We start from the raw sequence: 12,849 nt of genomic DNA, 5'->3' as shown, positions 1-12,849 counted from the left end.
ATCCTGCGGCGGCGTTTAGCGAAGGCGAAGCGGCGGCGGGTGTGAATGGGGCGGTTTACACTGAGCCGCTTAGCCGGGGCTGAGGTGCCTCAGCACGGAATCCATAATGTGCTCTTGATCCAACGCGGTGAAACCGAGTAACTCCCGCTGGGCGTACTCCACGCGGGGGCCGTCGCGGCTGACGCGGTCTTTCAGGCCGCGCTGGTGGGTGGCGGCGATGCGGGCGACGCTGCCGAAGAAACCCACCACGGCGGTGTCGCCTTGGGCGGTGGCCTTGAGCCATTTGGCGGTGGAGAGTTTGCTGAACATGGCGCGGCGTTTGATGCTGCCTTGCTGGGCGCGCAGGCGCTGTTCCTTACGCGGGGCGTAGGGCGTGCCGTCTGGGTTGGTTTGGGCGCGGATGCGTTCGCGCTGGCGGCGGCGAAGATCCCGCGCCACGTTGCGGGCCAGGGCGCGGCGCTGTTGGTCGTCCAGCTTGGCGAGCAGCGGGCCGACCCACTCCTCTAGTGCTTCCATGTTATCCGCCATGGGGGCCGTCCCATTCAGCTACCAGGGTGTACTCCGCCTGGGCTTCGCTATCGCGGATAAGTAGCTGCCAGCGGGTATCCGGACAGCCGGTTGCATCAAACCGGGGCAGGGCGCGGTCGACCTTAATGTGCCCAGTCGCGCATTCCACCTTGGCGAGCACCCGTTCGCTGAGCGTTACTCGTAGGGCCACATCCACCGATTGATGACTGAGGATCTCAGCTTCGAAGCGGATGGCTTCAGCGGGGTCGGCGTCGGGCTGGTACTCGGCTAGCCACTGCAGCAGCGGCACGATGATGGTGTCTAGGTTCGCGCTGAAGTCGGTGAGCACGAGCTGGGCGGTGAACTGGTATTCGTGGGTGAGGTTGGGGCCACGGCGAAAGGCGATGCTGCCTTCTTCCACGAAGGTGAGCAGCCGTTCGGGGTCTTTCGCCAGGGTGGGTACCGCGTTAATCAGGTGAGCGCGTAGCCGATGGAGCTTCTGCATGGTGGGCCTCTTGGCAGGCGATGATGGCATCGACCTCGGCGGCGCACTGTGCCCAGGCGGCTTCGGTGCGCTCCAGCTGCAGGTCGAGTTCGCCGTTGGTTTCGGGGTTACTCGCGGGGAGCGTGCAGGGGCTGGGGGTCGCGCACTGATTGATGATAAGCGTCGGCACCGGTGACGGCGGGGCGGCGGCGCATCCGGATAACAGCATCAGGCAGGCGAGAGCCAGCCCAGGCGCGAAGTTGTGCATTTTCACGGTGTAACTCCTCAATGGTGGCCAGGCGGTTGGCCGCTGTGCGGGTGAGTGTGGCCTGCTGCTGAGCGAGGGCGCGGCGCTGGCTCTCCAGGCGCATGGCGTTTTCCCACAGCGCATTGATGACCACTTTGCTTTCTGCTTCCCGCTGCTGTGCTTGGGCGAGCTGCTGTTCGGCCAGTTCGGCGCGGGCTTCGGCGGCGTGGGTGCGCTGCCACAGCGCCCAGGTGACCAGCAGCACAAGCACCAGGATGGCGAGGGCGGCGAGCAGGCGGGTCATGGGGTGGTCTCCTGTTCCAAGCCTGCCAGGCACAGTTCCCGCTCGGTAGCGCGACGGCTGACCAGGCCGTTCAACTTGCGGCCACCGGCGTAAACCCAGCGGCTGAGTTCGTGGCAGGCACCGCGCAGGTCGCCCTGGTTGAGTTTGCGCAGCAGGGTGGAGCGGGCGAAGTTGCCTTCCCCCACGTTGTAAACGAACGAGGCCATCGCGGCGCGGGTGGGTTCGGGTAGCTCGACCTGGGCGCGGCGATCCACCACCGCGAAGGCGTGGCCGAGATCCTGCTGCAGCAGGGCGGTGCATTCGGCCTGGCTAAGGGTTTGCCCCATGCGTGCCGTGGCGGTGTGGCCGTAGCAGATGGTGGGGATACCCACGGGGTCGCGGTAGGCACTGGGCTTGTAGCCTTCGTAGTAGGAGACGACGGCGGTGGCGATGCTGATGGCCCCGGCGGCCAGGCTGACGCCGATCTTGGTTTTAAGCCCCATGGCGGGATCTCCAGTAGTCGCGTAGGCGTTTGAGGTAGCGCGGCACGAGCAGGCCGATTTGTAGCGCCAGGTAGAGCAGGGTGAGCAGCGTGACCCAGTCGGCGGGGGTCATGCCGCCCACGTGCAGCAGCGAGACGATGGCCGGGGGCGCGGCTTTGGCGCTTTCGGTGGTGATTTCAAAGTGGTGGCTCATTCGGGCCTCGGCGGTTTAGAGCGTTAATCCCACAGGTTGACCGTGGGGGTGCGTTGGGTGGCCTGGGGCAGCGCAGGCAGCGTGACCGGTGTGCCGTGGGGCAGCAGCGGCCCCAGTTCGGCAAGCCCGGGGTTGGCGGCCAGCACCTGCTCGGTGACGCCTCGGGTGGTGCCGTAGACGCGGTAGCAAATGGCATCCAGGGTGTCGTGCTGTTGGGCGTGTACAGTCGTCGCGCTCATATCAGTTCCACTGTGCTGTGTGGCCGCCCTTCGATCTCGCTGATGGCCCAGGCGGCGTCGCGGCGGTAGCCATCGGCGGGGGCTTGGAGCTGTTCGCCGCGCTCCCGGGCGCTGTTGGTGGCGTCATAATCGGCGTAGTGCTCCAGCAGGCTGGCGTGGGCGGTGGAGTACACGGCGCGCAGGTAGAGCACGTTGAACACTTCCGGCGACTGCCACACGGGAATGGGCAGCGAGGCCATGGTGGGGTAGCCCGCCTCGACCTTGGCCTGCTGCCAGTGGCGCAGCACGCGGTTGACCGTGATCATGGCGGCCTTCAGGGCGCTTTCGATGCGCGGCTGGGTAATGGTGCTGTCTAGCCGGTGGGTGGCGCGAAAGTCGCTGGGCTGGATATCCGGCCAGAAGCCGTTGTTTTCGAGCGGGCAGTCGAGCGGCTGCGCGGTGGTGCCGTTTTTGGGTGTGCCTGCCGAGATAAAGCTGCTCATCGTGGCTCCTGGTAGCGGGTAAACGTGTTTCGCGCGGGGTCGGGCGCGATGAATCAAAAGGGGGTGGGCGGCGTTCGAGCGTGGGCGTTAAAGCGCCTGGCTCTCACGTCGCGCCCCCTGACGTCGGCGGTCGACTCGGTTGGCCGCTAGCCCGTGGGCGCAGCGGCAGCGTTCTGTTTGCGTTCGCGTTCCAGGCGTTCGAGGTCTTTCTTCACGCCAATGCGGTCGTTGAGCGCGAGGGCGCGTTCCAGGTGGTGCTGGGCGTCGTCTAGCTGGCCGGTGGCTCGGCAGGCGTAGCCCAGCGCTTTGTGCAGCTTGGCGCGGATCTGGTCGTGCATATCCGCACCGCGGGTGAGCGCTTCCACATCCACTAGGTGCACGAGCAGGGCGGTGGTGTCTGCGCCTTCTTCATCCAACTGTTTCAGCGCCTGGTCGGCGACTTCCTCGGCGATGATGGCGGCGGTGCCGCGCTCGAATTGATCCGGCGGGGTGAGGCCGTGCTTGATGGCATATTTGGCGATGGCAATGGCCCCGGCGAGGTCGCCGGCATCGATGCGCCAGAGCATGACGCGCATCAGCACGTCGTCTTGCGCGCCCTGGCCCGCTTCCAGCACGCCGGAGACGTACTCGGCGTATTTGGGCAGGATCTCGCGCTTGATCTCGGCCTTGCGCTCCATGGACTGGGTGGATTTGAGCAGGCGGTAGTCTTCAAACAGCGCGGCTTGCATCAGCTCATACGCTTCGCCTTGCATGGGGGCTTCGCCCGCGTCAGCGGCGGCGAGGGCCGCGCTGACGCGTTCAAAGTGGCGGCGGGCTGGGCTGGTCATCGTGTCTCCTTAACCGTTCAGCGCTGCTGGGGACAGCTCGATGTTTTCCACCAGGCAGCCCGCGCCGAAGTCTTCCACCACGTAGGCGTCGTTGGAGGATTCGTAGTTTTCGATGCGGTTGCGCTTGGGGTTCTCGGTGACGAAGCGGCGGCGGGCGCCGTTCTGCCAGTAGACCGAGAGGTTATCCAGGGTGGTGACCATCAGCGCGTTATCGGGGAAGAAGGGCACATCCATGCCTTGCAGGCCACCGATGCGCTTCTGGCTGATGACCAGATCGGCGGCCAGCTGCTCGCTGGGCGGTAGCTGGTTGAGCAGCGGGAAGTACTTATCCGACATCAGGTTGCGGCCGAGGATGACCACTAGACCGGGCAGGCGGCGGAACCAGGGGTCAATCAGGCTGTTGACCATGTCTTGCACGAGCGCGTCGAGGGTGGCGTAGTCACCGACGATGCCCGTTTTTTTGCCCTCTGCGTTTTCTGTGGCCGTGTGGTCGATTAGGATCTTGCCGCTGGTTTTGCCGTCCTTCATTACTCGCTGGGGAGCCTGGGTGCGGTAGTGCTGCAGCCAGCCGATGTTGACGTCTTCCAGGTACGGGTTAGCGACCGGGTCGGTTTGCGCGGCGGCGGAGGTGCCGTTGAAGCCGATCATCATGCGGTCCAGCGCCTGCTGGCGAACGATGACATCGCGCACCATGGCCTGGAAGTTGGGGAACTTGGCCCAGGCATCCAGCTTGGCGTAACCCAGGTGGGTGTCGAATTCGGTCATTCGGCACTCGTAGCCTTGGGCATCCAGCGTGGTGAGGTCGCGGGTTTTGCGGTCCTGGTTGGCGACGTTGGTGCGGGCGGCGATGGGGCCGGTCACGCCGAGGGCGAGCTTTTCGCCTTTCAGCTCATCGACGCCAACCATGTTGATGCGCGAAAGGAAGTCGCTGGATTCCTGAATGCGCTTTTCCAGACGCTGCTGGATGGTGGGGTCGACGGCGAATTTCTGGGTGGCGTCCGGGACGCCGTTAAGCTTCGCCACCTGGGCGGCGAAGTTGTTGAAGTGCTTGCGGGTATCGTTGCGCATGGGCGTCTCTTAGCAGTCGGTTTCGAGGTCGGTGTCGCCGCCGGTGGCAGGCGTGCGGGCCGGGCGGTTGGGGGTGCCGTCGAGCTGGGTGTAGAGCGCGTCGAACTCTTCTTTCAGGGTCTCGTGGGCGCTTTTTAGCTCGTTGAAGGCGGCTTGCGTGGGGCGCTTTTTCAGGGCGTCGCTGAGTGCTTGGTGTTTCTCCACGAACAGGCCAAGGGTCTCTTCCAGCTCGGTGCGGAAGGCTTCGAAACCGGCGGCGCTTTTGGCATCCTGCTTTTTGAACAGCGCTTTGACGCGCTCGGCAAGCGAAGGGCCTTGCTCTTGCGGTTCATCATTAAACGAGAGGTCGGTTTCCAGCGCTTCGGAGAAGAGGTTTTCCGGGCGCTGTTTGCGGGCGGCCAGCGGGGAGTTTTCACCCTCAGAGGCGCTGAACTTGAGCATGGAGGTGCCCAGCGATGCCGGGGAATCGGTGACTGCCAGCCCGACCAGGTAGGCTTCGCCGGTATCGGCAAAGTCGAGGTCGATCTCCATGGAGGTGTAGACCTTCTGGCGTTTTTCGACCATGGCCTTGAGTTCGTCGGTGGGGTCGATTTCGGCATAGAGGCCGAGCTTGCCGTCGTCGTCTGCCTCGGTTTTGAGCGCGGTCACGTCGCCGTAGGCTTTGAAGGGGCCATCCGGCAGCAGGCCTTTGATGTGTTCCATATTGACCCGGCAGCCGTACTTGGCGGGGTCGAAGTTGGCGGCCATTTGGGTGAGCCATTCGGCGCTGATGGTGCGGCCATCGGTGGTTGCGCCTTCTTTTGCAATACGGTGCCAGGGCATGGGCGGGCCTCGGTGAGTGGGTGGGCGTTTGGCTGCGGTCAGGTTCCCCGCAGTGGGGCCGTGGCTCAATGAGGGCTGGGTGTAAGTGGCGTGACTTACATCGGGCGGGGCAATCGTGGCCGTGCCTGCGCGGGTACGCTGACGGCATGACAGCCCAAGCCTCGATTGACGACGACCAGCACCGCCTTTCTGCCCGCCATCTCTATTGGATGGGGTGGCGGATTGCGCGCATTGCCGAGTTCCTGGAGTTGCCGCGGGCAACGATTGATAGCTGGAAAAAGCGCGACGCCTGGGACGACGCCACGCCGACCCAGCGGGTAGAAGGGGCGTTGGAAGCGCGCCTGGTGCAGCTGATTTGGAAGGAGCAAAAAGAGGGCAAGGATTTTAAGGAGATCGACCTGCTGGGCCGCCAGATCGAGCGGCTGGCCCGGGTGCATAAGTACCAGGGCAGCGGGAAGGAAGCCGACCTGAACCCCAACATCGAGCGCCGCAACGAGGGGCCGAAGAAGAAGCCCGCCCGTAATGATGTGGGCGATGAGGGGGTGATTCAGATTGTCGAGGCCTTCGAGGCCTCGCTGTTTGATTACCAGCGGGGCTGGTACCGGGCGGGGCAGCATGAGCGCATTCGTAACCTGCTCAAAAGCCGCCAGATCGGCGCGACCTGGTACTTTGCCCGGGAGGCGATTGCCGATGCCATGGAGACCGGTAAGAACAAGATCTTCATGAGCGCGAGTAAGGCCCAGGCGCATATCTTCCGCCACTACATCGTGCAGTTCGTGAAGGAAGTGACCGGGGTGGAGCTCAAGGGCGACCCGATCATTCTCGCCAACGGCGCGGAGCTGCACTTTCTGGGCACCAACGCTAAAACGGCGCAGGGCTACCACGGCGATACCTACCTGGACGAATACTTCTGGATTCATGGCTTCGAGACGTTCCGCAAGGTGACGTCGGGTATGGCCATGCACAAGAAGTGGAAGCAGACCTATTTCAGCACGCCTTCTTCGGTGGCCCATGAGGCGTACCCGTTCTGGACCGGTGATCGGTTCAACAAACGCCAGAAGAAAGCCGACCGGGTGAAGATCGATGTCAGCCACGCGGCCTTGAAGAATGGGGCGCGGGGGCCGGATGGCCAGTGGCGGCAGATCGTGACCATTGAGGATGCGATTGCCGGGGGCTGTGACCTGTTCGATATCGATCAGTTGCGCCTTGAATACAGCGATGACGAGTTTGCGAACCTGCTGATGTGCGAGTTCGTGGACGATACGCAGAGCGCCTTCCCGCTGGCGATGATGCAGCGCTGCATGGTGGATAGCTGGGATGCCTGGCGGGATCTGAAACCCTTCGCGCCTCGGCCGTATGGCGAGCATCCGGTGTGGATTGGCTACGACCCGGCGGGGGATGGTGAAGATGGCGATGGGGCAGGGTTGGTGGTGGTCGCGCCGCCGAAAACCGCTGACAGCAAGCACCGCATCCTGGAGCGCCACCGCCTCAAAGGGCGCGACTATGAAGCCCAGGCGGAATTTATCCGCAGCGTGACCCGCCGCTATAACGTGACCTTTATCGGCATTGATACCTCGGGCCTCGGTGAAGCCGTGGCCCAGCTGGTGGCGAAGTTCTTCCCCACCGTGACCCGTTACCGCTATACCCCGGAAATGAAGTCGCGGCTGGTGATGCAGGCGCAGCAGATCATCAACAAGGGGCGGCTTGAATTTGACGCTGGCTGGGTGGATCTCGCCCAGTCGTTTATGGCGATCCGCCGGGAGCTGACGGCTTCCGGCCGCCAGATGACCTACACCGCAGGGCGCAATAACCAGACCGGCCACGCTGATCTGGCGTGGGCGACCATGCACGCCTTACACAATGAGCCTCTTGATGGCCCCGCCGACCATGGCACGGGCCGTTCCCTAATGGAGATGTACGGATGAGCGACGCGGCAGCAAAGCCACGGGTGCGCGTGCCCGCTTACGTGACAGACACCGACGAGACCGCCGCCGCGCCTGCCAAAGCGGAGGCGTTCAGCTTCGGCGAGCCGACGCCGGTGATTGATGGTTACGATTTTTTCTATACCGGCTGCTGGATGCTGGGCAATGAGTGGTACGAGCCGCCGGTGGATTTTCCCGCGCTGGCCCAAACCTACCGGGCCACGGCGCACCATGGCTCGGCGATTCAGGTGAAACGCAATATTCTGGTGCGCTCGTTCATTCCCCACCCGCTGTTAAGCCGCCAGGCGTTTAGCGCGCTGGCCACCGACTACCTGGTGTTTGGTAACTGTTATCTGGAGCGGATCTTCGGCCGCTTGGGGAGGTTGCTGGCCTTGAAGCCTGCGCGGGCGAAGTACGTTCGCCGCGGGGCGGATCTGAAGCGTTACTTCTGGGTGCCCAACTGGTCGGAGCGCAGCGAGTTTGACGAGGGCAGCATCATTCACCTGCTAGAACCGGACATTAACCAGGAGGTGTACGGCGTGCCGGATTACCTGGGCGCGCTGCAGTCGATCTTCCTCAACGAAAACGCCACGCTGTTTCGGCGCAAGTATTACCTCAATGGTTCCCACGCGGGCTTTGTGATGTACGTCTCTGACGCCGCCCACAACCAGGAGGATATCGACGCCATGCGCACCGCGCTGAAGGAGTCGAAAGGCGTGGGCAACTTCCGCAACCTGTTCCTGTACAGCCCCAACGGCAAGAAAGACGGCATCCAGATCATCCCGATCTCTGAGGTGGCCGCCAAGGACGACTTCGCCGCAATCAAGAACATCACCCGCGACGACCAGCTGGCAGGCCACCGCATCCCCCCGCAGCTGATGGGCATCATCCCCAACAACACCGGCGGCTTTGGCGACGTGGAGAAAGCCGCCAAGGTGTTCGTTACCAACGAGCTGGAGCCGGTGCAGGCGGTGTTCAGTGAGATCAACGATGTACTGGGGGAGGAGGTGATTCGGTTTCGGGAGTATTCGCTAGACCCACAATAAAAAAGCGCCTGGCATGACCAGGCGCATATCGCTCGTTTCATCCCTGAAAGCAGTGGAGGCGTCCCGGCCCCGCAAGCGATACCCACTACTGTATATCAATACTGTATATTTGAACAGGTATCATGGATGATGAATCGACCGATTTTGCCCTGGATGGGCGGCAAGCGCCGCTTGGCTAAACAGATCCTACCGCTCTTCAAACCGCACACCGCTTACGTGGAGCCCTTCTGCGGCGGTGCTGCGCTTTTCTTTATGAAAGCCCCCAGCAAAGTGGAAGTCATCAACGACGCCCATGGGGAGCTGGTCAACCTCTACCGCGTAGTGAAACATCACCCGGATGAGCTGGTGAAACAGTTCCGCTGGGGGCTGATCAGCCGGGAAGAGTACCTCACGCAACGCGAGATCGACCCTCGCCACCTGACGGATATCCAGCGGGCGGCACGGTTCTTCTACCTGCAAAAGCTCGCCTTCGGCGGCAAGGTCAGCGGCCAGACGTTTGGCACATCTGCGGTGTCACCGCCGCGTATGAACCTGCTGCGAATTGAGGAAGATCTCAGCGCTGCTCACCTGCGCCTGGCTCGTACAGTGGTTGAGCACCTGGACTGGGCAGAGTGCATCAAGCGTTACGATCGGGAAGGCACGCTGTTCTACCTCGACCCACCGTACTGGGGAACAGCCGGCTACGGCTGCGACTTCCCGCTGGAGGAGTACTACCGGATGGGCGAGCTAGCCCGAACAGGGCAGGGGCAGTTCGTGATCAGCGTCAACGACACCCCAGAGATGCGCGACGCCTTCAAAGGGCTAACCATTCAGACAACCGAAATTCGATACACTGTTGGGCAGAAGGCCACAGAGCCGCGGGGGGAGCTGATCATCAGCAACCGCTAGACGGTTGATTCCTGATTTCAATCTATTTACGTGTTTTCGTTTTAAGTCTTTTTCTTTCCCATCGCTTTGCTAGCCACTCAAATTCTTGGAAAGCGGTGGGGCTTCCGTGTTCTCTTACGCCTTCCATGAAAGGTTTGGCTCGCTCATATGCTTTTGTAATCAAAGTGAATTGTGATTTTTTCAACATGTCTTCGTGGTATATGCCTGCCTGTAGGCCGACGCTGAGCCTTTCATAGTGGTTAAGGATATACCTTATATCTTCTACCTGTCTGTCTTTATCATCGACGTTGCATGCATGACTGGGAGCCGCCCATAAACGAATGTTGTTATCAGATTCATGCAGTTCTTTCAAAGTTCTGGATGCACGAATTAGTCGATCATCTGATCGAATAGCAAATAACAAATCAGCTGTTTGCTTTTTTTTAGCGGTGCTTTTCACGCTTAGTACCGAAATTACGGCAACCAAAACAGCCAACAGCATTATGCCAGTGCGAACGACCTCTGGTGTTGTCCAGATAGTTTGTGCGGCTTCTTCCATCGACTCAAGCCTTTGATTGAAAGCAGAAAAGGCGCTGTAAGCGCCTTTTCAGGGTCTGAGGGGATTAGTTGGTCAACTATTAAGAGATTCGACTACGGATTTAGATTTTAGTAGCCATCGTTCTCATCTAGGACTCGCTTGGTTGCATAATAAGTTATATTTGCAATCATTTTTTTCCCTCTCTCTATGGGGTGTAGCCTATAAATTCGCTGTTCTATATCTCGAAAAATCTGATCTGAACGAACGAATTGCATATCTAACGTTACACCAAATGGCATCATTTCGCCACACATCCGAAGGATTCAGGTGCTCCAAGCCTTCGCCATGGGTGCTGCGATTTGCCATTTGTATAGGCAATTCAGTGGTTTTTCAAGACAAAATTATCCCCATCATGAAATGTGTGCCTGCTCGAGCATCGGTTTGGGTACCTGGAATAATGCTAGTGACTGATGTTCATGGGATTTATGGTGATGTCGCGCCGTCGACTCCCCGCCCCGCCTGCGCGCTAAACCTGTGTATTTTTATGCACCCATGCACATGCCGCTAAACCGCGCCGTTACTAGGGCCTGCGGCCAAATTCCGTACGCCCATTTTCATGCGGAATCATGCGAATTTCTTCAAACAGAGGATGGTGTGATTTCACAGATGGAGTAGGGCATAGAAGCAAGGGGGTATCGGAAAAAGGTAACCTGGGTGATCTGCCTCTTATTTAATCATAAGTCACTGATTTTATGTTGATTATCGATTACCCCCAAAAGGTAATAAAAGGTGATGTAAAAGGTAATTCTTGAGTAACTTGTTGATAGTTAATGATTTTTATAAATGAACAATTCACCTTTATAAAAGGTAATGTGGTTACCTATTGATCACCTTTTTATTACCTTTTGAACGACTGTTTTAATTCATTTATTTTCAGAAGGTTAGGGGTTTTTCGTGAGGTTGATTACCTTTATTACCTTTTTCCGAGACCCCCAAACATTCCCGCCAACCCTGCACATGTGACGTGCGCACGCACGTGATAATGACGTTGCTGCCAAAAGCTCGGGAACAAACTGGGAATGCCTTGGTGCTGCCAGTCGCGATAGGTCATAATAGAATCAGTCAGTTAGGCAGTAGAAGGGAGGTCAGTGTGGTTTCGAATCCCTCCCTCTCCGCCACAGAATTTAAAAAAGCCCACTGAGCAATCAGCGGGCTTTTTTGTGTCCGAGATTTTCTTTGTGTCCGAGATTATTCGCGAATAAACAAACAGCGCTCATGCCTTAGCGTGCAGAATGCCTCCCCCACCGACACAAGAGTTGCCCTGACAACCCACGATCCGTCTATACTCGAGAAAAGTCACCCGACTAGGCTGCCCATGTCCGTTGATTTGCAGGCACTTTATCCTAAGCTGATTCATTTGATGCTCGACGCTGTGTTCGTCGTGGATGCGGATCATAAGATTCTTTTTGTCAGCGATGCCTGCGAATCGCTGCTGGGCTACCGTGCCGATGAGCTGGTAGGCACGCTAATTACTCACTATATGCACCCGGAAGATTTGGCTATAACCAAAGCCTCCATTAAGCGGGTGATGAATGGGCAGCCCCATCTCGATTTTCGTAACCGCTACCTACATAAGAACGGCAGCGTGGTGCATGTGCTTTGGTCGGCCCGTTGGTCGGATGAAGAGCAGGTGAGAATTGGCGTTGCTCGAGATGTAACCGCTCAGGTGCAAGCGGAAGACGACCTGCGCTTTCTTGCACATCACGATCCGCTCACCAAACTGACCAATCGTTCATTGTTTTACGGTCGTTTGGAGGCGGCGTTAAGTACGGCAAGGCGCTATCAAAACCGTTTTGCGCTGCTGTTTTTAGATGTAAACGACTTCAAACGAATTAACGATGTGCATGGCCACGCGGTGGGAGATGCGGTGCTTTGCGAGGTAGCTCGCCGTTTGAGTGGCTGCGTGCGTGAGACTGATACGGTGGCACGTATGGGGGGCGATGAATTTACGGTGATATTAACCGACGTTCACTCTAAAGAGGCCGCCATCGAAAAAGCTGCCCAAATACTGGAGGTGCTCTCTGAACCGCTCGCGGCAGAGGTAGCAGGGGCGGATATGCGGGATATCGGCATGCCGTCTTGCAGTGTGGGTGTGGCCACCTACCCAGAAGACGGCAAAGATGCTGATACGCTACTGAATTATGCAGATGTGAAAATGTACCGAATGAAAAGGCGTCGTTCGCGTTAGTAAAGCTACTGACTTTAAAACGGTAACTTTTAAAACGGTAGCCCACCGCTAAAGCCAAAAATTGCCACGGCAATCACAACAACGACAACAACAATGGTAGTGGTAGACGGCATGTTCTCTTCCTCTGAGAAATAAGTGTGCCTTAAGCCTAGCTGCTGGCTAGCGGTTTCGCACATTTTTATCCGCGTGCGTGGTTCAGCGCAGCCCTTGAAAATGCACAGACCAAAAAAATAATCAAAGTGCTGCTATTTCTATCTCGGGTTAATGTATTTGACACATATAAGGTTCAAGGTGGGCAGTAACACAAGGAGAGGTGTTAAGGAGCAGGAGCAAGCACGGAACGCTTGCAAGACCAGGGATGCACGAGAACTGGAGGCTCGTGAAGAAGGATTACGGAGGAGTTACTACTACCCCGGCCAAGCATGGCCGGGGTTTTTTTATGGTGCGCCAGGCATGGCGCGCAGCGCCAATTAGGCGCTATCCGGTCCGCCGTGGTGGTTGGCCGGATGACTTGGGGGTGAAAGTCCCCTACGGACCCTGATAGCGGGAACCGTTAGCTGAACAGCAAGGGTG

At 59.0% G+C, this 12,849-nt stretch carries 17 protein-coding genes; 4 read left to right on the top strand and 13 right to left on the bottom strand.

The window, feature by feature from the left end; all coding sequences use genetic code 11:
- Window positions 1-69: 69 nt before the first annotated feature.
- From AC13CN_RS02125 to AC13CN_RS02075, 11 genes are all read right to left on the bottom strand, one after another.
- Entirely contained in the window at window positions 70-528 is a 459-nt protein-coding gene (locus AC13CN_RS02125; protein ID WP_253557524.1) for a phage virion morphogenesis protein, read from the bottom strand.
- Window positions 518-1,012 carry a phage tail protein gene (locus tag AC13CN_RS02120; RefSeq protein ID WP_253557525.1) on the bottom strand — a complete coding sequence of 165 codons (495 nt, stop codon included), beginning with the start codon at window positions 1,010-1,012 and terminating at the stop codon, window positions 518-520. Before AC13CN_RS02120 ends, AC13CN_RS02125 begins: the two co-directional genes overlap by 11 nt.
- Window positions 975-1,220: an Rz1-like lysis system protein LysC gene (gene lysC / locus AC13CN_RS02115; RefSeq protein WP_367399285.1), complete on the bottom strand. Its 246-nt coding sequence runs from the start codon at window positions 1,218-1,220 to the stop codon at window positions 975-977. Before lysC ends, AC13CN_RS02120 begins: the two co-directional genes overlap by 38 nt.
- A complete protein-coding gene (gene lysB / locus AC13CN_RS02110; protein WP_253557529.1) occupies window positions 1,120-1,542 on the bottom strand; it encodes an Rz-like lysis system protein LysB in 423 nt (140 codons plus the stop codon). The genes lysC and lysB overlap by 101 nt, the downstream gene beginning before the upstream one ends.
- Complete coding sequence (locus tag AC13CN_RS02105) at window positions 1,539-2,024, bottom strand: lysozyme (protein WP_253557531.1); 486 nt, start codon at window positions 2,022-2,024, stop codon at window positions 1,539-1,541. The genes lysB and AC13CN_RS02105 overlap by 4 nt, the downstream gene beginning before the upstream one ends.
- Window positions 2,014-2,217 carry a hypothetical protein gene (locus tag AC13CN_RS02100; RefSeq protein WP_253557533.1) on the bottom strand — a complete coding sequence of 68 codons (204 nt, stop codon included), beginning with the start codon at window positions 2,215-2,217 and terminating at the stop codon, window positions 2,014-2,016. The genes AC13CN_RS02105 and AC13CN_RS02100 overlap by 11 nt, the downstream gene beginning before the upstream one ends.
- 23 nt (window positions 2,218-2,240) lie before the next feature.
- The gene (locus AC13CN_RS02095) at window positions 2,241-2,456 is read right to left on the bottom strand and encodes a tail protein X (protein ID WP_253557534.1); all 216 of its coding nucleotides are present in this window, start codon (window positions 2,454-2,456) and stop codon (window positions 2,241-2,243) included.
- Entirely contained in the window at window positions 2,453-2,938 is a 486-nt protein-coding gene (locus AC13CN_RS02090) for a head completion/stabilization protein (RefSeq protein WP_253557535.1), read from the bottom strand. Before AC13CN_RS02090 ends, AC13CN_RS02095 begins: the two co-directional genes overlap by 4 nt.
- A 146-nt stretch (window positions 2,939-3,084) precedes the next feature.
- Window positions 3,085-3,765: a phage terminase small subunit gene (gpM, locus tag AC13CN_RS02085; RefSeq protein WP_253557537.1), complete on the bottom strand. Its 681-nt coding sequence runs from the start codon at window positions 3,763-3,765 to the stop codon at window positions 3,085-3,087.
- A 9-nt stretch (window positions 3,766-3,774) separates the two neighbouring features.
- Window positions 3,775-4,833 (bottom strand): phage major capsid protein, P2 family, encoded by a 1,059-nt coding sequence (locus AC13CN_RS02080; RefSeq protein WP_253557538.1) that lies wholly within the window; start codon window positions 4,831-4,833, stop codon window positions 3,775-3,777.
- A gap of 9 nt (window positions 4,834-4,842) precedes the next feature.
- On the bottom strand, window positions 4,843-5,655 hold the full coding sequence (locus AC13CN_RS02075; protein ID WP_253557541.1) for a GPO family capsid scaffolding protein: 813 nt from the start codon (window positions 5,653-5,655) through the stop codon (window positions 4,843-4,845).
- 146 nt (window positions 5,656-5,801) lie between these two features.
- Between AC13CN_RS02075 and AC13CN_RS02070 the strand changes: the two genes are divergently transcribed.
- The 3 genes from AC13CN_RS02070 to AC13CN_RS02060 all read left to right on the top strand — a co-directional run bounded on the left by AC13CN_RS02070 (window position 5,802) and on the right by AC13CN_RS02060 (window position 9,511).
- A complete protein-coding gene (locus AC13CN_RS02070) occupies window positions 5,802-7,580 on the top strand; it encodes a terminase large subunit domain-containing protein (protein WP_253557543.1) in 1,779 nt (592 codons plus the stop codon).
- Window positions 7,577-8,623 carry a phage portal protein gene (locus AC13CN_RS02065; protein WP_253557545.1) on the top strand — a complete coding sequence of 349 codons (1,047 nt, stop codon included), beginning with the start codon at window positions 7,577-7,579 and terminating at the stop codon, window positions 8,621-8,623. Before AC13CN_RS02070 ends, AC13CN_RS02065 begins: the two co-directional genes overlap by 4 nt.
- 126 nt (window positions 8,624-8,749) lie before the next feature.
- Window positions 8,750-9,511, top strand: coding sequence for a DNA adenine methylase (locus AC13CN_RS02060; RefSeq protein ID WP_253557549.1), 762 nt, complete (start codon window positions 8,750-8,752; stop codon window positions 9,509-9,511).
- 22 nt (window positions 9,512-9,533) lie between these two features.
- On the opposite strand, the gene AC13CN_RS02055 is transcribed toward AC13CN_RS02060, so the two are convergent.
- A complete protein-coding gene (locus tag AC13CN_RS02055) occupies window positions 9,534-10,049 on the bottom strand; it encodes a DUF4760 domain-containing protein (RefSeq protein WP_253557552.1) in 516 nt (171 codons plus the stop codon).
- 1,354 nt (window positions 10,050-11,403) lie between these two features.
- Between AC13CN_RS02055 and AC13CN_RS02050 the strand changes: the two genes are divergently transcribed.
- Complete coding sequence (locus tag AC13CN_RS02050; RefSeq protein WP_062363500.1) at window positions 11,404-12,276, top strand: GGDEF domain-containing protein; 873 nt, start codon at window positions 11,404-11,406, stop codon at window positions 12,274-12,276.
- 29 nt (window positions 12,277-12,305) lie between these two features.
- On the opposite strand, the gene AC13CN_RS02045 is transcribed toward AC13CN_RS02050, so the two are convergent.
- Window positions 12,306-12,452 (bottom strand): hypothetical protein, encoded by a 147-nt coding sequence (locus tag AC13CN_RS02045; RefSeq protein ID WP_161491533.1) that lies wholly within the window; start codon window positions 12,450-12,452, stop codon window positions 12,306-12,308.
- Window positions 12,453-12,849 lie beyond the last annotated feature (397 nt).

It is taken from the genome of Vreelandella sp. L-25 (genome assembly GCF_056857535.1).
This window is presented reverse-complemented; position numbering and strand designations above follow the sequence as displayed.